The organism is Oscillibacter valericigenes, assembly GCF_016902445.1.
Lineage (GTDB): Bacteria > Bacillota > Clostridia > Oscillospirales > Oscillospiraceae > Oscillibacter > Oscillibacter avistercoris.
This window is the reverse complement of the sequence record NZ_JACSNX010000002.1, coordinates 74,546-92,827: the sequence shown is the minus strand read 5'-3', so window position 1 is coordinate 92,827 and position 18,282 is coordinate 74,546. Positions and strand designations below refer to the sequence as shown.

18 protein-coding genes are annotated in these 18,282 nt (G+C 64.2%); 9 read left to right on the top strand and 9 right to left on the bottom strand.

Translation table 11 applies throughout. The features are described from left to right. The first annotated feature begins 192 nt into the window (after positions 1-192). On the top strand, positions 193-1,983 hold the full coding sequence (locus tag H9X91_RS02780) for a DUF4127 family protein (RefSeq protein WP_204802293.1): 1,791 nt from the start codon (positions 193-195) through the stop codon (positions 1,981-1,983). Between the two features lie 99 nt (positions 1,984-2,082). Here H9X91_RS02780 and H9X91_RS02775 read toward each other — a convergent pair whose 3' ends face one another. Further along, on the bottom strand, positions 2,083-2,847 hold the full coding sequence (locus H9X91_RS02775) for a hypothetical protein (RefSeq protein ID WP_204802291.1): 765 nt from the start codon (positions 2,845-2,847) through the stop codon (positions 2,083-2,085). Positions 2,848-3,084: 237 nt separating this feature from the next. Between H9X91_RS02775 and H9X91_RS02770 the strand changes: the two genes are divergently transcribed. Genes H9X91_RS02770 through H9X91_RS02740 form a run of 7 tightly spaced genes read left to right on the top strand, consistent with a single transcriptional unit; the run spans position 3,085 to position 7,278 of the window. Then, a complete protein-coding gene (locus tag H9X91_RS02770) occupies positions 3,085-4,137 on the top strand; it encodes an FAD:protein FMN transferase (protein ID WP_204802289.1) in 1,053 nt (350 codons plus the stop codon). Further along, entirely contained in the window at positions 4,121-4,528 is a 408-nt protein-coding gene (locus tag H9X91_RS02765) for a NusG domain II-containing protein (protein WP_204802287.1), read from the top strand. The genes H9X91_RS02770 and H9X91_RS02765 overlap by 17 nt, the downstream gene beginning before the upstream one ends. Before the next feature lie 9 nt (positions 4,529-4,537). Continuing rightward, the gene (locus tag H9X91_RS02760) at positions 4,538-5,053 is read left to right on the top strand and encodes a Gx transporter family protein (RefSeq protein WP_204802285.1); all 516 of its coding nucleotides are present in this window, start codon (positions 4,538-4,540) and stop codon (positions 5,051-5,053) included. Between the two features lie 4 nt (positions 5,054-5,057). After that, the gene (locus tag H9X91_RS02755) at positions 5,058-6,158 is read left to right on the top strand and encodes an AAA family ATPase (protein WP_204802283.1); all 1,101 of its coding nucleotides are present in this window, start codon (positions 5,058-5,060) and stop codon (positions 6,156-6,158) included. Positions 6,159-6,176: 18 nt separating this feature from the next. Beyond that, positions 6,177-6,572 carry a DUF5655 domain-containing protein gene (locus H9X91_RS02750; RefSeq protein ID WP_204802281.1) on the top strand — a complete coding sequence of 132 codons (396 nt, stop codon included), beginning with the start codon at positions 6,177-6,179 and terminating at the stop codon, positions 6,570-6,572. After that, complete coding sequence (locus H9X91_RS02745; RefSeq protein WP_204802279.1) at positions 6,569-6,781, top strand: hypothetical protein; 213 nt, start codon at positions 6,569-6,571, stop codon at positions 6,779-6,781. The genes H9X91_RS02750 and H9X91_RS02745 overlap by 4 nt, the downstream gene beginning before the upstream one ends. Continuing rightward, positions 6,778-7,278 (top strand): DUF3795 domain-containing protein, encoded by a 501-nt coding sequence (locus H9X91_RS02740; protein ID WP_204802277.1) that lies wholly within the window; start codon positions 6,778-6,780, stop codon positions 7,276-7,278. Before H9X91_RS02745 ends, H9X91_RS02740 begins: the two co-directional genes overlap by 4 nt. A 61-nt stretch (positions 7,279-7,339) precedes the next feature. Here the strand turns inward: H9X91_RS02740 and H9X91_RS02735 are convergent, their stop codons facing one another. The 7 genes from H9X91_RS02735 to rsmH all read right to left on the bottom strand — a co-directional run bounded on the left by H9X91_RS02735 (position 7,340) and on the right by rsmH (position 16,441). Further along, positions 7,340-9,403 carry an ABC transporter ATP-binding protein gene (locus tag H9X91_RS02735; RefSeq protein ID WP_204802275.1) on the bottom strand — a complete coding sequence of 688 codons (2,064 nt, stop codon included), beginning with the start codon at positions 9,401-9,403 and terminating at the stop codon, positions 7,340-7,342. Then, positions 9,393-11,135: an ABC transporter ATP-binding protein gene (locus tag H9X91_RS02730; protein ID WP_204802273.1), complete on the bottom strand. Its 1,743-nt coding sequence runs from the start codon at positions 11,133-11,135 to the stop codon at positions 9,393-9,395. Before H9X91_RS02730 ends, H9X91_RS02735 begins: the two co-directional genes overlap by 11 nt. 17 nt (positions 11,136-11,152) lie before the next feature. Then, positions 11,153-11,632 (bottom strand): MarR family winged helix-turn-helix transcriptional regulator, encoded by a 480-nt coding sequence (locus tag H9X91_RS02725; RefSeq protein WP_204802271.1) that lies wholly within the window; start codon positions 11,630-11,632, stop codon positions 11,153-11,155. A 172-nt stretch (positions 11,633-11,804) separates the two neighbouring features. Further along, positions 11,805-12,344, bottom strand: a complete 540-nt coding sequence (gene nrdG / locus H9X91_RS02720; RefSeq protein WP_204802269.1) for an anaerobic ribonucleoside-triphosphate reductase activating protein — start codon at positions 12,342-12,344, stop codon at positions 11,805-11,807. 273 nt (positions 12,345-12,617) lie between these two features. Next, positions 12,618-14,816, bottom strand: a complete 2,199-nt coding sequence (nrdD, locus tag H9X91_RS02715) for an anaerobic ribonucleoside-triphosphate reductase (RefSeq protein ID WP_204802267.1) — start codon at positions 14,814-14,816, stop codon at positions 12,618-12,620. A 214-nt stretch (positions 14,817-15,030) separates the two neighbouring features. After that, a complete protein-coding gene (locus tag H9X91_RS02710; protein ID WP_338111918.1) occupies positions 15,031-15,369 on the bottom strand; it encodes a nucleotide pyrophosphohydrolase in 339 nt (112 codons plus the stop codon). 31 nt (positions 15,370-15,400) lie between these two features. Next, positions 15,401-16,441 carry a 16S rRNA (cytosine(1402)-N(4))-methyltransferase RsmH gene (gene rsmH, locus H9X91_RS02705; RefSeq protein ID WP_204802265.1) on the bottom strand — a complete coding sequence of 347 codons (1,041 nt, stop codon included), beginning with the start codon at positions 16,439-16,441 and terminating at the stop codon, positions 15,401-15,403. Positions 16,442-16,564: 123 nt separating this feature from the next. Between rsmH and H9X91_RS02700 the strand changes: the two genes are divergently transcribed. Beyond that, positions 16,565-17,026, top strand: coding sequence for a helix-turn-helix domain-containing protein (locus H9X91_RS02700; protein ID WP_204802263.1), 462 nt, complete (start codon positions 16,565-16,567; stop codon positions 17,024-17,026). Between the two features lie 56 nt (positions 17,027-17,082). On the opposite strand, the gene H9X91_RS02695 is transcribed toward H9X91_RS02700, so the two are convergent. Next, positions 17,083-18,219: a pyridoxal phosphate-dependent aminotransferase gene (locus H9X91_RS02695; RefSeq protein WP_204802261.1), complete on the bottom strand. Its 1,137-nt coding sequence runs from the start codon at positions 18,217-18,219 to the stop codon at positions 17,083-17,085. Between the last annotated feature and the right edge of the window lie 63 nt (positions 18,220-18,282).

Genomic DNA, 18,282 nt, shown 5'->3' with positions numbered 1-18,282 from the left:
CGAAAATGATTGAGATCCTTGATCTGCCGGAGGCAGATCAACTGGGGAAGACCCCTGGTTTTCCCCTAGCCCCTTTTCCTGGGGCAGGATGAGGGAAGGTTTTCCCCTGGCCCCTTTTCCCGGAGCGCGGGATGGGGCAGAACGGATGGAGCGGAGCCGGAGGCTCCGCTCTTTTGGAATGGAGGGCATGCCATGAGGAAACGGATGCTGGCGGCGGCACTGGCCTGCGCACTTCTGGCAGGGTGCGGACCGGTGCGGACGGAGCCGCTGGAGCAGGAGGTGGCCCGGGCGGACGCGCCGGTGATCGCCTATGTTCCCCTGGACGACCGGCCGGACAACGCGGAGCGGGTGGTGTATCTGGCAGAGTCCCTGGGCTATGAGCTGGCCATGCCGGAGCGGGACCTGTACCGCACCCGGCTGGACGGACAGCCCCTGAATGAGAACGGGACCCAGTACGGGGACCGGGGAGCGCTGTACGAGTGGGTGGCGGCCCAGGAGGCCGCCGGGTGCGACCGGTACATCCTGTCTGTGGATCAGCTGCTCTCCGGCGGGCTGGTGAGCTCCCGGGCCATGACCGGCGAGAACCCGGTGACGCTCTCCACCGGCGAGACGCTGACGGAGACAGAGCTGCTGACGGCGGTGATCGATCTGCTGGCGGCGGATGCGGACAACCGGGTCTGGCTGCTGGACACGGTGATGCGGCTGGCGGCCACCACCGGATATGGCGGCTTCGGTCTCAATGAGTACAATGCCCTGCGGTCCTACGGCATGGCCCCGCGGCCCCACCTGGAGGGGGCGGACCTGACCATTGAAAACATCGTGGCGGACTACGCTCTGGGGGCGGACGGCACACCGGTCCCGGTGGAGGCGGAGGAGCCTCTGCCGGAGGGGGCCGTGGCGGACTATCTGGCCGCCCGGGAGCGGAAGCTGCGGCTCAGCGACGAGATGTTCCGCTGCCTGGAGGGAACGGCGGAGGGCCAGTTCCGGGTGCTGGTGGGCATCGACGACTCCTCGGAGGAGGACAGCATCCAGAAAAACGAGATCGCCTATCTCCGGGCGCAGCTGCGGGAGGGGGACGCCCTGCTCTCCGGCGTGGACGACCTGGCCTTCAAGGCGGTGACGAAGCTGTATCTGGAGGAGAGCGGCTGGGACGGGGCGGCGGTGTCCGTCCAGTACTTCGGCGGGACGGAGGACCAGCCCGCCTGCGCCTATGACTACCAGCCGCTGGAGGTCATCATGGCGGAGCACTTCGACTTCTTCGGCCTGACGGCGGCGGAGCCCGGGGCGGAAGAGCTGCAGGTGCTGGTGCTGACCCAGCCGGCAGACCCCGCGGTACAGCAGGCGTATTTCGACAGCCTGATCCGGTGCCTGAACGACAACCGGGAAGCGGGCCTGCCCACGATCCTCATCGACGCCGGAAACGGCACCTACGGCACCGCCTTCCACGAGGCGCTGACGGAGCGGGCGGAGCTGGGCTGGCTCATCAGCTACGCCGGATTTTTGGACATGGCCATCGTTACCGGCACGGCCCTGAGCCACGGTGTGGCCCGGTACGCCTTCCTCCAGAACGGGGAGCAGACGGAGGCTGCGGAACGGGCCTTTATCCGGACAGTGGCGGACAGCATCCTCAAGGACTTCTGCTACAAGAACATCGTGCGCAACGACATTTTGAACTTCGTCCGGAACGACCTCCAGGGTAATGCGGACAACTTCTGGACACCGGACATCGACCGGGAGGCCGTCCTGGACCGGCTGGAGACCGGCATGGCGGAGGCCGCGGCCCCGGTGATCGAAAACCTGGAGCGGAGCAATTTCATCTCCGCGCTGCCCCCCGCTGAGGAGTATGCCGAGCGGGGCTGGGGCGGCGTGGCGCTGGAGGATTACAGCTTCCCCTGGGACCGGGCCTTTGAGATCGGCATGGAGATCCGGCTGGGGGACTTCACAGAGCCCCACGAGTCGTTTTTGGGCGTCTATTATAAGTGAACGAGCAGAGGCGGCCTGTGTGTTCAGGCCGCCTCTTGCTGTCAGGAAACAAAAACGCCCCTTCGGGACATTCCCGAAGGGGCGCGCTTGCAGAACGCTTTAGAGCTGCTTGACCGTGTAGTACACCGCCAGGGCAAAGACCACGATGGCCAGCGCCCACATGGCGTAATAGGCGATGGTGCTGCTGAACAGGGCCACAGCCAGCGCCGCGACGGACAGCCCGCAGGCCAGATAGACGGGTAGGGGATCGGCTCCGGCAGTCAGCACCTGGAGCTTGCCCAGCCTGCCGCCGTTTTTGTCCGCCTTGTTGGCCAGAAAAGCGGCCACCAGCAGCAGAACGATATAGACCACAGCCAGGATCCGCACATAAGTGCCCAGATAGATGCTGTTCAGCACCCGGCGGCAGACCCAGAGGGCGATCAGGGACGTGCCCAGGATCGTCAGGGACCAGGCGCACTCCCGGTCATACAGGTTCCAGAGAATGCCCAGCAGCATGGCAACGGGGACCACCACGCACAGCAGCGTGAGGGCAGAGTCGTAAAACATCTTGATAAACAGAGCGGAGCCGCCCAGGAATACGCCCGCGGCGAATACAGACCAGCCGATCCAGCGGCGGCCGGCGGCCTGGCGCCAGAGAATGGCCAGCACAAGCCCCACCACGGCCACCGCCGCACCGACACCCATCAGATAGGGCAGGGCCGCATCACAGGCCAGGAGCTGCTCCACCGTGCCGTTTACATAGAAGCGGCGGATCACCAGCAGATAGATCTCCGCCACGCAGCCGGCCACGAAGAACTTCAGGGCGTTGCGCATGGGCTCATTGCGCTTGACCGGCTTGGATTTGCTGACAGGATTTTTCGACATATTAGAATAACCTCCAGGGTATTTAAATCGAAAATGACCGCGGAAGAACAGGCTCCACCGTCGGCATACTGTGATAGTATAGCAGATAATTCCCCTTTTTGCAAGGGGAACTGACCAGGGTTTTCCCTTTTTTCCAGCAGGATCCAGGATTGCCGGTTGAGATATGCCGGACGGCGTGATATACTCTCTATTATGGGATTTTTTCTGAAAAATACTGACGACAAGAGGAATTTGCGTATGAGACGTTTTGGCGCGCTGCTGGCGGCGCTGCTGCTGGCGGGGAGCCTGACTGCCTGCGGCGGTGCTGCGGCACAGGAGATGCAGACGGCGCAGGTATTTGCCATGGACACGGTGATGGGGCTGCAGGCCACCGGCGGTGAGACGGCAGAGGCCCTCGCCGCGGCGGAGGACGAGATCTACCGACTGGATGAAGAGCTGTCCCGCACCCGGGAGGACAGCGCGGTGTCTCAGCTGAACCGCGCGGAGGCGGGCACCTCTGTGGAAGTCGGCGCGGAGCTCTATGACCTGATCGCCCGGGCGCTGGCCTTCAGCCAGGCCACAGACGGCGCCTTTGACATCACGCTGGCGCCGGTGTCCTCCGCCTGGGGGTTTACGGAGGACGCCTACCGGGTGCCCGCGCAGGAGGAGCTGGCGGGGCTGCTGGCCCACGTGGGGTCGGAGCACGTCCATCTGGACGGCGCGTCGGCGGTGTCCCTGGACCAGGGGACCCAGATCGACCTGGGCGCCATCGCCAAGGGCTATGCCAGCGACGCCGTGGCGGCGATCTATCAGGAACACGGGATCACCCACGGCATCGTGGACCTGGGCGGCAACACCTGGGTCTGCGGCGGGAATCTGAAGGGAGAGCCCTGGCGGATCGGCGTTCAGGATCCCGCCCGGGCAGGCGAGGCGGAGGCCTACACCGGCATTTTGCGGATGGGGGACGGATTCGCCGTCACCTCCGGCGGCTATCAGCGGTATTTTGAAGAGAACGGGAAGACCTATCACCACATCATCGACCCGGCCACCGGCCATCCGGCGGAGAGCGGGCTCACCTCCGTCACCGTGGTGGCGGACGGGACCGTGGGCAACGGCACCATGTGCGACGCCCTCTCCACCGCCCTGTTCGTCATGGGGGAGGAGCGGGCCCTGGACTTCTGGCGCAGCGGCGTCTACGATTTTGATCTGATCTTGGTGACGGAGGACGGCCGGCTGCTGGTGACGGACGGCATCGCGGACCGGTTCCAGCCGGACGAGACGGCGGGGTATGCGTATGAAGTCATCTCCTAAGCTGCGGCCCAACGGCTGGGACGGCCTGGCCGCGGCCGTCGTGCTGGTGCTGGCGGTGGCCTGCGCCGCGCTGGTCTGGACCGGGGGCGGACAGAGCGGCCCGCTGACGGCCGTGGTGTCTGCGGACGGCGAGACGGTGGACCAGGTGGTGCTGGCGGACCTGACAGAGCCGGAGGAGCGGACCTACACGGCCAACGGCTGCACGCTCCGGGTGACCTTCGGCCCCGGCTCCGCACAGGTGACGGCATCCGACTGCCCCACCCAGGACTGCGTCCACACCGGAAAGATCACCCGCGGCGGCCAGAGCATCGTGTGCCTGCCGGCCCGGATCGTCATCCAGCTGGAGGGCGGCCCGGCGGCGGACAGCGGCGTGGACCTGGTGATCGGATAAGGAGGCGCCATGAAACTGACGACGAGACAGCTGACGCTGTGTGCGGTACTGACGGCCATGGCGCTGGCGCTCAGCTATCTGGAGAATTTCTTCCCCCTGTCCCTGGCCATCCCCATTCCGGGGATCAAGCTGGGGCTGGCCAATATCGTGACGCTGTTCGCCCTGTACGCCCTGGGGCCGGGGCAGGCGCTGCTGATCCTGATGGCCCGGTGCCTGCTGGGTGCGGTGTTCGCGGGGAACATGAACGCCCTGATCTTTTCGGTCCTGGGAGGCGTGACCGCCATGGCGGTGATGATCGGCCTGTCCCGGCTGAAGGGGCTCTCCGTCTACGGCGTGTCCGTGGGCGGGGCGGCGGCCCACAACTGCGGACAGGTGGCGGCGGCGGTGCTGACGCTGGGCAGCACGGCGCCGCTGTACTACCTGCCGGTGCTGCTGGGGGTGTCCCTGTTCACGGGGGCGCTGACGGGACTGATCGCCGCCTGCCTGTTCCGGGCACTGGCGCATACGAAGCTGTGGGGAGCGTGAGCAGATGGACAAGAGCAAAAAGGATGAGATCATCCTGCGGCAGCTGGAGGTGATCCGCTCCATGACGGAGCACAACCTCAGCCGCATGGGCACGGATTTCTGGGGCACACCGGCGCCGGAGAAGCGGGAGCCCGCCCCGCCGGAGAAGCCGGACCAGAAGTCCTCCGCGCCGGAGGGAAAGCGCGGCGCCTCCGGCGGAGGGGCGGAAAAGACCCCGGAGACGGCAGAGGAGAAGCAGGAGACTGCCGCTCAGGTCCCCCCGAAGGAGAAGATCGAGGATCTGCAGAAGGAGCTGGAGAGCTATGTGGGCCTCACCGCGGTGAAGGGGGAGGTGCGGGACCTCATCAATCTGGCCACGGTGGAGCAGCTGCGCCGGAAACACGGCCTGCCCACTGCGGACATGAGCCTCCACATGGTGTTCACCGGCAATCCCGGCACCGGAAAGACCACCATTGCCCGGCTGATGGCCCGGATCTATCACAGCCTGGACATCCTTTCCAAGGGGCAGCTGGTGGAGGTGGACCGCAGCGGCCTGGTGGCGGGCTATGTGGGCCAGACCGCCATCAAGACCCGGAAGGTCATCGATTCCGCCCTGGGGGGCGTGCTGTTCATCGACGAGGCCTATGCCCTGAACGGCGGCGGGGCCAACGACTTCGGCCAGGAGGCCATCGACACGCTGCTGAAGGCCATGGAGGACCACCGGGACGACCTGGTGGTGATCGTGGCGGGCTATGACGGACTGATGGAGCGGTTCATCCACTCCAATCCCGGGCTGGAGTCCCGGTTCAACCGTTTTCTGCACTTTGCGGACTACACGGAGGAGGAGCTGCTGGACATCTTCCGGATGCAGTGCAAAAAGGGGTGCTACACCCTGGATCCGGCGGCGGAGGAGCCCCTGCGGGCCCTGCTGGCGCAGCGGATGGGGGATGCTGTCTCCTTCGGCAACGCCCGGGGCGTGCGGAACCTGTTCGAGCAGATCCTGGTCCGGCAGGCGGGCCGCCTGGCGGCCATGGACACAGTATCCAGGGAGGACCTGATGCGCCTGACGGCGGAGGACGTCCAGACAGCGGATCCGCAGGCGGAGACAGAGCAGTCCCGGACATGAGAGAGGGGAGCGAGGACTGTGCGCACACCAGAACACTACGCGGCGGACGTGCTGTTCTTCTTTGACGGGCACCCGGAAGAGCTGGCGCTGTATGAGGCGCTGTTCCGCGCCGTGGAGGAGGCGTTCCCAGAGGGGAGCGTCCGGGTGCAGAAGACCCAGATCAGCTTCTACGGCCGGCACCTGTTCGCCGCGGCCTCCCTGCCGGTGCGGCGGCGGAAGGACTGGCCGAAGATCTGCCTGGTGGTGACGGTGGGCCTTTCGTACCGGCTGGATTCGCCCCGGGTAGCGGCGGCTTCGGAGCCCTATCCCGGCCGCTGGACCCACCACATCCTGGTGACGGAGGCGGGTCAGATCGATGAAGAGCTGATGGGCTGGCTGCGGGAGGCCTGGGACTTCGCAGAGAGCAAGCGATGACGTACACACCGGAAGAGCTGGCGGAGGCCCGGCGGTCCATCGCCTCCACATTGAGTAAGTGCGAGAAGGCCCTGGAAAAGCTGCGGCCGGGGTCCTCCGCCCACACCCTGACGGTGCGGCGCATCCGGGCCTTTCAGATCGCCCTGGCGCTGATCGACCAAGAGGTGGAGCACGCGAAAGACAGCACAGACGAGGAGGAGCGCCCATGAGCCGTTACGCCTATGGATACTGCGGGATGCCCTGCGCCCTGTGTACCCGCTACCGGACGGCGGGGGACAGCCGGTGCCCCGGCTGCTCCTGTGACGGGTACTACACCGAGCCCTGCAAGGTCCACCGCTGCATCCGGGAGAAGGGCTTGGACCACTGCGGGCAGTGCGGGGACTTCCCCTGCCCCAAACTGGGGAAGATGGGGGACTTCCGGGACCTGAACACAGGACACGTCAAGGAGCGGACCTGCCGGGCCGTGGCGGCCGCGGGACTGCCCGCCTGGCTGGCGGAATATGAGGAGAAGGCGGACCTGCTGACCGCGGCCCTGGAGCGGTACAACAACGGCCGGATGAAGCGGTATCTCTGTGAGCTGTTCCTTCAGCAGGACCTGGAGACCCTGCGGCACATCATGGCCCGGGCGGAGGCGCTGGAGGAGCCGGACCCCAAGGCCCGGGGCCGGGCCTTCCAGGCGCTGGTCCGGGAGATGCTGGACCCGTAAATGCATCAGGAACGTGAAAAACCCACCGGAGCAGATGCTCCGGTGGGTTTTTGAGTTGAATTTATTCCAGCTCGAAGGCGCCGGTGTACAGCTGATAGTACAGGCCGTGCTGGCGGATCAGATCCTCGTGGTCGCCCCGCTCCACGATCCGGCCGTGGTCCAGCACCATGATGGCGTTGGAGTTGCGGACGGTGGAGAGCCGGTGGGCGATGACGAACACCGTCCGGCCGTACATTAGGGAGTCCATGCCCTGCTGGACGATGGCCTCGGTCCGGGTGTCGATGGAGCTGGTGGCCTCGTCCAGGATCATCACCGGCGGGTCGGCCACGGCCGCCCGGGCGATGGCCAGCAGCTGCCGCTGGCCCTGGGACAGGTTGGCGCCGTTGCCGGTGAGCATGGTGTCATACCCCTGGGGCAGGCGGCGGATGAAGTCGTCGGCGTTGGCCAGCTGGGCCGCTGCCTCCACCTCTTCGTCCGTGGCGTCCAGGTTGCCGTAGCGGATGTTCTCCCGGACGGTGCCGGTGAAGAGATTGGTGTCCTGCAGCACGATGCCCAGGGACCGCCGCAGGTCCGGCTTGCGGATGTTGTTGATGGAGATGCCGTCGTAGCGGATCTTGCCGTCGGCGATGTCGTAGAACCGGTTGATCAGGTTGGTGATGGTGGTCTTGCCGGCGCCGGTGGCGCCCACGAAGGCCAGCTTCTGGCCGGGCTTGGCGAAGAGGGAGATGTCGTGGAGGATGGTCTTGCCCTCCTCATAGGCGAAGTCCACATGGTCGAACCGCACGTCGCCGGAGAGCTTGATGAGGTAGTAGTCCTCGCCCTCCACGTTCCGCACGGGGCCCAGGATGGGCCGGTAGAGGACCGTGCCGTCCTTCTCCGACGGATACTTCCAGGCCCACAGCTGGTCGGGGCCCGCGGCCTCCTTCAGCTCGGTGATGGTGCCGTCCTCGTCCTTGCGCACGGGCACCATGGTGATGCCGGTGTTGTGGGGGACCTTCCAGGCCCAGAGGTTGGTGCGCTTCTCGGACTCCTCCAGCTGGTGGCCGTCCTTGTCATAGGCCACGTTCACCAGCGTCACCGTACCGTGATCCTCCTCCGGCTTTTCATCCATCAGGGCGAAGATCCGGGCCGCGCCGGCCAGGGCCATGATGATGGAGTTGAACTGCTGGGAGATCTGGTTGATGGGGTTGGAGAAGCTCTTGGACAGCTGCAGGAAGGAGGCGATGACGCCCAGGGTGATGGTGGTGTCCACGCCGCTGAGGGCCAGGGCGCCGCCCACCATGGCCACGATCACATACTGCACGTTGCCGATGTTCACCATAATGGGCATCAGGATGCTGGCATAGGTGTGGGCCTTGTCGGCGCTGTGGAACATGTCGTCGTTGACGCGGTCGAAGCCGTCCTGGGCCTCCTGCTCATGGCAGAAGACCTTGACCACCTTCTGGCCGTTGATCATCTCCTCGATATAGCCGTTCAGGGCGCCCAGGGTGCCCTGCTGGCGGAGGAAGTAGCGGCTGCTGCGGCCCGCCAGGAACCGGGTCACCAGCAGGGCGAAGAAGACGCACACCAGCACCACCACGGTCAGCAGGGCGTTGGTGAACAGCATGCCCAGGAAGGTGACCAGAATGGTCATGGAGGAGTTGATGACCTGGGGGATGCTCTGGGAGAACATCTGGCGCAGGGTATCCACGTCGTTGGTGTAGACGCTCATCACGTCGCCGTGGGCGTGGGTGTCAAAGTACTTGATGGGCAGGGTCTGCATGTGGCTGAACAGGTCGTCCCGGATGGTTTTCTGAACGCCCTGGGAGACCACGATCATGTTCCGGTTGTAGGCGTACGCACACAGGGCGCCCACCAGGAACAGGCAGCCCATCATCACCAGGGCCCGCACCAGGCCGGAGAAGTCCGGGTCCGCCGCGCTCAGCAGGGGGGTGATATAGTCATCGATCAGACTGCCCAGGAACAGCGAGCCCGCCACATTGGCGATGGCGCTGACCAGGATGCAGAGGATGACCAGCATGAAGCGGACCTTGTACTCCCGCTTGATATAGCCCATCAGCCGGCCAATGATGTGGCGGCGCTGGCCGGGGACTCTGTTTCCGCTGTTGATCTGCTTACTGCTCATCGTCGCTGCCTCCTTTCACCTGGGACTCATAGGTCTCACGGTAAATGTCACACGTTTTCAGCAGCTCCTCGTGGGTGCCCATGGCCACGATGGCGCCGCCGTCCATCACCAGGATCTTGTCGGCATCCTCGATGGAGGACACCCGCTGGGCGATGATGAACTTGGTGGTGTCCGGGATCTCCTCCAGGAATGCCTTGCGGATCAGGGCATCGGTCTTGGTGTCTACGGCGGAGGTGGAGTCATCCAGGATCAGGATCTTGGGATGCTTCAGCAGGGCGCGGGCGATGCACAGCCGCTGCTTCTGGCCGCCGGAGACGTTGGAGCCGCCCTGTTCGATATAGGTGTCATACTTGTCGGGGAACTCCTGGATGAAGGGGTCCGCCTGGGCCAGCCTGCACACCCGGATCATCTCCTCGTCCGTGGCGTCCTTCTTGCCCCAGCGGAGATTGTCCTTGATGGTGCCGGAGAACAGCACGTTCTTCTGCAGCACCATGGCCACCTGGTCCCGCAGGGCGTCCATGTCGTAGTCCCGGACATCCACGCCGCCCACCAGGACGCGGCCCTCGGTGGCATCGTACAGCCGGGGGATCAGCTGGACCAGGGTGGTCTTGGAGGTGCCGGTGCCGCCCAGGATGCCCACGGTCTCGCCGGACTTTACGGTGAGATTCACGTTTTTCAGGCACTCCTTGCTGGGGTCCTTGGCATAGGAGAAGCTGACGTTCTCGAATACCACGGAGCCGTCCTGGACCTCCTGGATGGGGTGGGCCTTGTTCTTCAGGTCGCTCTCCTCATTGAGGATCTCGGTGATCCGCTCCGCAGAGGCCCGGGCCATGATGATCATGGTCAGCACCATGGAGAGCATCATCAGGCTCATCAGCATCATCATGATATAGCTGAACATGCTGGTCAGCTGGCCGGTGGTCATGCTGCCGCCCACGATCAGGTTGGCGCCGATCCAGGACACGGCGATCATGCAGGCGTACACGCAGATCTGCATCAGGGGCATGTTGAAGGCCAGGATGCGCTCCGCCTTGGAGAAGTCCATGTAGATCTCCTGAGAGACGCCCTTGAACTTCTCCTCCTCGTGGTCCTCCCGGACGAAGGACTTCACCACCCGGATGCCCAGCAGATTTTCCTGCACCACGTTGTTCAGGTGGTCGTACCGCTTGAAGACCCGCTCGAAGATGGGGTGGGCCTTGGTCATGATGAGCACCAGACCCACGCCCAGGATGGGGATGATCACCAGGAAAATCAGCGCCAGCCGGGGGTTGATGCGCAGGGTGAGCACCCAGGCGCAGATCAGCATGATGGGGGACCGGACCGCGATGCGGATGATCATCATAAAGGCCATCATCACGTTGGTCACGTCGGTGGTCAGGCGGGTGATGATGCCGCTGGTGGAAAACTTATCGATGTTGGAGAAGGAAAACTTCTGAACGTTCTGATACATCTCCCGCCGCAGGTTCCGGGCAAAGCCCGTGGATGCCTTGGCGCCGAATCGGCCGGACAGGCCGCCGCAGATCAGCGCCAGAACGGCCATCCCCACCACGGTGAGACCGTAGCGGATGATATGGTCCATGCTGCCTGCCCGGACGCCCTCGTCCAGCAGGCGGCCGGTCATCAGGGGGATCAAAACGTCAAACGCCACTTCGCCGATGACGAAGATGGGCGTCAGGATCGTCGCTGGCCAGAACTCCTGAATACAGCTGGCCAGGCTGCGCTTTTTCTTCATATGCATACCTCCTTGTGTCATTCCAGTCCGCCGACGGGATCCTCCGATCCCCGGGCGGCAGGTTCCCGCAGCAGATTGCGCTTGAGCTTCTCAGCGGTGGCGAGGAACTGGTCGATCTCCTCCGGGGAGAGCCCCCGGGTGAGGACCGCCTCCGTGGCGGCGATGCGCCGCTCTGCCTCGTCATTCAGCGCCTGAGCCCGCGCAGTCGCGGTGATGCGCTTCATCCGGGCGTCCTTTTCGCCCATGGACCGCAGGATCAGCCCCTCGTCCTCCAGCCGCTTCAGCAGGCGGGAGGCCGTGGAGCTGCGGATGCAGAAGATCTGTTCCAGATCCTTCTGATAGATCTCCTGCTTCTTATTGTGGCAGAGATAGCCGATCAGAACGCCTTCGATCTCTGTCAGCATCCCCTGGGGATGCTCTGCCGTGCTCATCAACCGCCGCCGCAGAAGATTGGACAGGGCTTTGATCTCAAAGCCCACATACCGTTCATGCTGCATGGGAACACCTCTTTCCTACTCAACAGAGCATTATTTTAGTTAGCGAACTAGGGAATGTCAATAAGAAATGTACACAAATTTGTCTGCTGCCTCTCCTGCGAATTTGACGGGAGATCTCTGCGGCAAAAAGAAAGGGTCCCGCCGGCTCTGCCGGCGGGACATTTTGCGCATTTCAGACCCGGCTTCGGGACCGGTCCGGCAGGAAGCAGAGATGCCCCGCCGCCCGGCTGGCGTTCAGGTCGATGAGCCGCTGGTTGGAACTGCCCCGGAACCGGAGGGTCAGGTCCTTCAGCTCCTCCACGAACCGGCCGTCCACCAGCACGTCCAGCAGAGAGAGCATCTCGTCCGTCGCCTCGCACCGGGGATGGGTGCCGTCGGTGGTCAGTTCCTCGTAAGTGAAGCCGGAAAAGCCCCAGATGGTCTTGTCCGGATACGTCTGCCGCACCCGGCGGAGGAAGGGGAGCAGCGCCCGCTGGTTCTCCGGCTCGAAGGGCTCGCCGCCCAGCAGCGTCAGGCCGTTGATGTAGCCGGGGGAGAGCAGGGAGAGCAGATAGTCCTCCGTCTCGGCGGTAAAGGGCTGGCCGTAGCAGAAGTCCCAGGTCTGGGGCTGGAAGCAGTTCTTGCAGTGATTGGTGCAGCCGGAGACGAACAGGGTGACCCGCACCCCCTCGCCGTTGGCAATGTCGCAGTTTTTGATCTCGCCGTAGTACATCGTGGCCCTCCCAATTACGTGTCCGCAGACACGTAATAAAATCCGATCGTTTTTGCCGAGGACATGTGCCTCGGCAAAAACTCCTCTCGGCCTGCAAGTGCGCGAGCGCAGCGAGTGCGCGCGGCAGGCCGCATCCCTTCCCCCGAAAGGCAACGCCTTTCGGGGGAAATCCGCCCGCTCCGTGAGCGGGCGAGGGGGGGTATCGCAAGGGCCGTGCCGCGCAGCGGCGCGGCCCTTGCGTATCTAGGGGGGACGCAGTCCCCCCTAGAGCATTTACAGATGCAGCACCCGGTCCCGGATCTCCTGGGTCCGGCCCTGGTTCCAGAACTGGGTCCCGATGTAGCCGCAGGTCCGGCGGGCCACGTTCATCTTGTCCTGGTCCGTGTTGCCGCACTGGGGGCACTTCCAGATCAGCTTGCCGTTCTCCTCCACGATCTGGATCTCACCGTCCCAGCCGCACACCTGGCAGTAGTCGGACTTGGTGTTCAGCTCCGCGTAGATGATGTTGTCGTAGATGAACTTCATCACCTGCAGCACCGCCTCCAGGTTGTTCTGCATATCCGGCACCTCCACGTAGCTGATGGCGCCGCCGGGAGACAGGGCCTGGAACTGGGCCTCGAACTTCAGCTTGTCGAAGGCGTTGATGTCCTCCGTCACGTGGACGTGGTAGCTGTTGGTGATATAGCTCTTGTCGGTGACGCCCTCGATGACGCCGAACCGGCGCTGGAGGCTCTTGGCGAACTTGTAGGTGGTGGACTCCAGCGGCGTGCCGTACAGGGAGAAGTCGATGTCGCTCTCCTCCTTCCACTTCCTGCAGGCGTCGTTCATGTGCTGCATCACCTGCAGGGCGAAGGGGGTGGCGGAGGGGTCCGTGTGGCTCTTGCCGGTCATGTACTTCACGCACTCATAGAGGCCGGCGTAGCCCAGGGAGATGGTGGAGTAGCCGTGGTAGAGCAGCTCGTCGATGGTCTCGCCCTTCTTCAGTCGGGCGCAGGCGCCGTACTGCCACAGGATGGGGGCCACGTCGGAGAGGGTGCCCTTCAGCCGGTTGTGGCGGCACATGAGGGCCCGGTGGCACAACTCCAGCCGCTCGTCGAAGATCTTCCAGAACTTGTCCAGATCACCGCCGGAGGACAGGGCCACGTCGGGGAGGTTGATGGTCACCACGCCCTGGTTGAAGCGGCCGTAGTACTTGTGCTTGCCGGGCTCGTAGTTGCCGGCGTTGGCGATGTTGCCGATGCCGGCGTCCGTGAAGCGGTCCGGCGTCAGGAAGGAGCGGCAGCCCATGCAGGTGTACACGTCGCCCTTCAGCTCCAGCATCTTCTTGGCGGAGATGTAGTCCGGCACCATCCGGCGGGCGGTGCACTTGGCGGCCAGCTTGGTCAGGTACCAGTAGGGGGAGTCTTCGTGGATGTTGTCCTCCTCCAGCACGTAGATCAGCTTGGGGAAGGCAGGGGTAATCCACACGCCCTTCTCGTTCTTCACGCCCTGGTAACGCTGCTCCAGCGTCTCCTCGATGATGAGGGCCAGGTCCTTCTTCTCCTGCTCGTTCTTGGCCTCGCCCAGGTACATGAACACCGTCACGAAGGGGGCCTGGCCGTTGGTGGTCAGCAGGGTCAGCACCTGGTACTGGATGGTCTGGACGCCCCGGCGGACCTCGTCCCGCAGGCGGGTCTCCACCAGCTCCTCGATCTTCTCCTGAGAGGGCTGGATGCCCAGGGTCTCCATCTCCTGCTCCACCAGCCGGCGGATCTTCTTCCGGCTCACGTCCACAAAGGGGGCCAGGTGGGCCAGGGAGATGGACTGGCCGCCGTACTGGTTGGAGGCCACCTGGGCGATGATCTGAGTGGCGATGTTGCAGGCGGTGGAGAAGCTGTGGGGCCGCTCGATCAGGGTGTCCGTGATGACGGTGCCGTTCTGCAGCATGTCCTCCAGATTCACCAGGTCGCAGTTGTGCATGTGCTGGGCGTAGTAGTCGGAGTCGTGGAAGTGGATGATGCCCTCCCGGTGGGCCTCCACGATGTCGGCGGGCAGCAGCAGCCGCTCGCTGAGATCCCGGGAGACCTCGCCGGCCATGTAGTCCCGCTGGGTGGAGTTCACCACCGGGTTCTTGTTGGAGTTCTCCTGCTTGGCCTCCTCGTTGCAGCACTCGATGAGGCTGAGGATCTTCTCATCGGTGGTGTTGCTCTTGCGGACCAGAGAGCGGACATAGCGGTAGGTGATGTAATTTTTTGCCACCTCATAGGCGCCATGAGCCATGATCTGGGATTCCACCAGATCCTGGATCTCTTCCACGGAGGGGGAGCGGTTCATCTTCTGGCAGCTGAGCTCCACGGACTCCGCGATCCGCTGGATCTGCACCGGGGTCATCCGGGCGTCCTCCTCGATGGTGTTGTTGGCCTTGGTGATGGCGGCGATGATCTTCGTGATGTCGAAGATGACCTCCGTGCCGTTCCGCTTCATGACTTTCATGGACTCTCCGCCTCTCTTGTAGAATCGATCTCAAATACAATATATCTAGTGAGTATTGCTATCATACCACACTAGATATGGGATTGAAAGTTGCATTTACCATAGCGTCTTCCAAAATTCGGAGAGAAAATTTGTGCGTTCCGGAGAAAAGCGTTCCCGGCGAAAAAATTTGCCCCGCACGGCACCGTGCGGGGCGGGCGGGTCCGGAAAATAATCAGATCAGCTCCGTGTATTTGGCGGCGCTGCCCCGGGCCTTTTCCACCGGGTATTTGGCCGCGTTTTTGTCCACCTTGGCGTTCAGGATCTCGTCCAGATCCAGGCCGCACACGTCGGCCATCAGGACGCAGCAGCTCATCACGTCCGCCAGCTCCTCCCGGATGCGCTCCAGCTTGTCCCGGCACTCCAGGTCCGCGCCGCTCCACTGGAACACCTCCAGCAGCTCCGCCGCCTCCAGGGTGAGGGAGATGGCCAGGTCCTTCGGCGTGTGGAACTGCCGCCAGTCCCGGTCGTCCCGGAACTTCAGCACCCGCCGGATGGTCTCGTCCCGCAGCATGGCTGTCAACTCCTTCTATCTATGAAGATCTTCACTCCGTCCGGACGGCCCACCGCAGCTTGGTGGAGTGGGCCCGGGGGTTTCGGCGGCACTCCTCGGGAGAGGGACGGATGACCTCCCGGGCGATGTCGCTGTAAAGCCCGTCCCGGTACTGCTGGCGGAAGGCCTGCTTCACCAGCCGGTCCTCCCCGGAGTGGAAGGTGAGGATGGCCGCCCGCCCGCCGGGCTTGAGCATATGGGGCAGCTTGTCCAGAAAGGTGTACAGCACCTCGAACTCGCTGTTCACGTCGATCCGCAGCGCCTGGAAGGTCCGCTGGCAGGACTTCTTCACCGCCTCTTTCCGCTCGGCGGCGGGGAGGAAGGAGAGGGCACCCTCGATGAGGGCGTAGAGCTGGCGGGTGGTGTCCACGGTGCCGCCCCGGCGGAACACCTGGCAGACGGCCCGGGCGATGCGGTCCGCGTAGGGCTCGTCGGAATTCTCCGCCAGCAGGTTCTCCAGCTCCTCCTGGTCCAGCTGCCGCAGCCGCTCCGCCGCCGTGACGCCGGAGGAGGGATCCAGCCGCAGGTCCAGGGGGCCGTCCTGCTTGAAGGTGAAGCCCCGGGCCGGGTCGTCGATCTGCATGGAGGACACCCCCAGGTCCGCCAGCACGAAGTCGAAGAGGACGCCGGGGGCCACCTGGTCCACATCGGCGAAGTTCCGGTGCTGGATGGTGAGGATCTCCGGCCCGTAGCCCGCTGCCGCCAACCGGGAGCGGGTCTTTTCCATCTCGATGGGGTCCACGTCCGTGGCGTACAGATGCCCCCGGCCCTGGAGCCGCTCCAGCATGTGACCGGTGTGGCCGCCGTAGCCCAGGGTGGCGTCGTAGCCCACCTGGCCCGGCCGGATCTGGAGGACGTCCAAAATCTCGTCCACCAGGATGGGAATGTGCATTCCCGCCGGGGTCTTGCCGCTTGCGATGATCTTCTCTACATCGGAGCGGTACTTCTCCGGGTCATGCTCCTTGTACTTCTCCTGAAACGTGCGGGGGTGAGTGCCCCTGTACCGGGGGCGGCGCTTGTGCTCCTGTTCCATGGGATCAACTCCTTCTCTGAGACGCTATCATACCACAGCCGCTGCCAAAAGAAAAGCCCCGCCGCATTGACAGACCGGCGGGGAGCGGGTACAATAGGAGACCGACAAGGAGGCGTATCTTCTATGGTAACTTTGGCACAGCGCATCGAGGAGCTGCGGACCGCCAGGGGTTTGAGCCGGCCTGCCCTGGCCGCCGCCCTGGGCCTGCCCCGCACGGCCATCGAGAAGTTCGAGACGGGCCGCCAGACCCCCACCCAGGACCAGCAGAGCAAGCTGGCGTCCTATTTCGGCGTGTCCCTCTTCTATCTCCGGGGGGAGACCAACGACACCACCCAGATGTCCGACTGGATGGACGGGGCGTTCCTGGACGAGCCCGCCCCGGTGCCGGCCACCAAGCGGGCGGTGAAGCCGGTGGCGGCGGCGTCCTCCGGCGGGGAGGGCGGCACCATGTTTGACGCCTTCCTCACCAGCAAGAAGTTCCAGGAGGCATTGCGGACGGCGGTGCTGGACACCCTCCGCACGCCGGAGGGCCAGGAGATCCTGGCCAAGGCCATCCGCAGGGAGCTGGCCAGCCGGCAGAAGTAAAGCGGGCAGAAGAACAGAACAGCGGCGCGGGAGGACCCTCCCGCGCCGCTTCTGTATCACAGGCTCTTGATGAACGTCTCGATCCGGTCCAGACCCTCTTTCAGGTCTGCGTCGGAGTAGCAGTAGCTCAGGCGCATGAAGCCCTCGGTGCCGAAGTGGATGCCGGGGATGACGCCCACCAGGCCCTCCTTCAGCATCCGGGTGCAGAAGGTGTTGGAGTCCATGCCGAACTTGCGGATGTCCACGAACATGTAGAAGGCGCCCTCCGGCTTCTCCACGGTGAGGCCCATGTCGATAAGGCGCTGGTAGACATAATCCCGCCGCTTGCGGAAGATCTCCACCACGTCGCCGGTGTCTGTCTCCAGAGCCCTGACGCAGGCCCGCTGGACGAAGGCGGGCACGGAGGTGACCGCGTACTGGTGGAACACCTGGATGCGGTCCATCAGCCTGGCGTCCGCCATGCACCAGCCCAGCCGCCAGCCGGTCATGGCATAGGGCTTGGAGAAGCTGTTGATGACGATGATCCGGTCCCGCATGTCCTGGTACTCGGCAAAGCTGTGGTAGTCCTCACAATAGGTCAGGGTGCGGTACACGTCGTCGCACAGGACGAAGATAGGCTTGTCCTTGAGGATGTCATGGACGGCGTCCAGCGTCTCCTTGGTGTAGACGCAGCCGGTGGGGTTGTTGGGGGAGGTCAGGATGATGGCCTTGGTCTTGTCGGTGATGGCGGCCTTCAGCTCCTCCGGCACGATCTGGAAGTGGTTGTGCTCCGTGGGCAGGGAGACGGGCACGCCGCCCTGCAGCTGCACCAGCGCCTCGTACAGTCCGAAGGCGGGGGTGGGGATGATGACCTCGTCCCCGGCGTTGAGGATGGTGGAGAAGGCGGCGAACAGCGCCTCCGTGGCGCCCACGGTCAGGATGATCTCACTGGGGGCGTAGCGGAGGCCATGGGCCTCGGCCTCGAACCGAGAGATGGCCTCCAGGGCGTAGGGATAGCCGTTGCCGGGGGGATAGTGGGTGTCGTTATCGTCCAGAGCGGCCTTGGCGGCCTCCTTGATGACATCCGGGGTGTTCAGATCCGGCTCGCCGATGGTCAGGGCGCAGGCGCCGGGGGTGTCCCGCACCAGATAGGTGAACTGCCGGATGCCGGACAGCTCCACGTTCATCACATCTCGATTCAAAGTCAGGTCCATGGGTTTTCACGCTCCTTTTCATTCATGAAAAATAGTATAAGCGGGTGAAAAGGGGTTGTCAAC

What these genes read in the sequence shown, in the direction of transcription:
- H9X91_RS02700 (WP_204802263.1), top strand. Translation starts at nt 16,565, where the DNA reads ATGGTAACTTTGGCACAGCGCATCGAGGAGCTGCGGACCGCCAGGGGT.
- H9X91_RS02740 (WP_204802277.1), top strand. Translation starts at nt 6,778, where the DNA reads ATGAGCCGTTACGCCTATGGATACTGCGGGATGCCCTGCGCCCTGTGT.
- H9X91_RS02745 (WP_204802279.1), top strand. Translation starts at nt 6,569, where the DNA reads ATGACGTACACACCGGAAGAGCTGGCGGAGGCCCGGCGGTCCATCGCC.
- H9X91_RS02765 (WP_204802287.1), top strand. Translation starts at nt 4,121, where the DNA reads ATGAAGTCATCTCCTAAGCTGCGGCCCAACGGCTGGGACGGCCTGGCC.
- nrdG (WP_204802269.1), bottom strand. Translation starts at nt 12,344, where the DNA reads ATGTACTACGGCGAGATCAAAAACTGCGACATTGCCAACGGCGAGGGG.
- H9X91_RS02775 (WP_204802291.1), bottom strand. Translation starts at nt 2,847, where the DNA reads ATGTCGAAAAATCCTGTCAGCAAATCCAAGCCGGTCAAGCGCAATGAG.
- H9X91_RS02695 (WP_204802261.1), bottom strand. Translation starts at nt 18,219, where the DNA reads ATGGACCTGACTTTGAATCGAGATGTGATGAACGTGGAGCTGTCCGGC.
- H9X91_RS02760 (WP_204802285.1), top strand. Translation starts at nt 4,538, where the DNA reads ATGAAACTGACGACGAGACAGCTGACGCTGTGTGCGGTACTGACGGCC.
- H9X91_RS02770 (WP_204802289.1), top strand. Translation starts at nt 3,085, where the DNA reads ATGAGACGTTTTGGCGCGCTGCTGGCGGCGCTGCTGCTGGCGGGGAGC.
- H9X91_RS02710 (WP_338111918.1), bottom strand. Translation starts at nt 15,369, where the DNA reads ATGCTGCGGGACGAGACCATCCGGCGGGTGCTGAAGTTCCGGGACGAC.
- nrdD (WP_204802267.1), bottom strand. Translation starts at nt 14,816, where the DNA reads ATGAAAGTCATGAAGCGGAACGGCACGGAGGTCATCTTCGACATCACG.
- H9X91_RS02725 (WP_204802271.1), bottom strand. Translation starts at nt 11,632, where the DNA reads ATGCAGCATGAACGGTATGTGGGCTTTGAGATCAAAGCCCTGTCCAAT.
- H9X91_RS02780 (WP_204802293.1), top strand. Translation starts at nt 193, where the DNA reads ATGAGGAAACGGATGCTGGCGGCGGCACTGGCCTGCGCACTTCTGGCA.
- H9X91_RS02755 (WP_204802283.1), top strand. Translation starts at nt 5,058, where the DNA reads ATGGACAAGAGCAAAAAGGATGAGATCATCCTGCGGCAGCTGGAGGTG.
- H9X91_RS02730 (WP_204802273.1), bottom strand. Translation starts at nt 11,135, where the DNA reads ATGAAGAAAAAGCGCAGCCTGGCCAGCTGTATTCAGGAGTTCTGGCCA.
- rsmH (WP_204802265.1), bottom strand. Translation starts at nt 16,441, where the DNA reads ATGGAACAGGAGCACAAGCGCCGCCCCCGGTACAGGGGCACTCACCCC.
- H9X91_RS02735 (WP_204802275.1), bottom strand. Translation starts at nt 9,403, where the DNA reads ATGAGCAGTAAGCAGATCAACAGCGGAAACAGAGTCCCCGGCCAGCGC.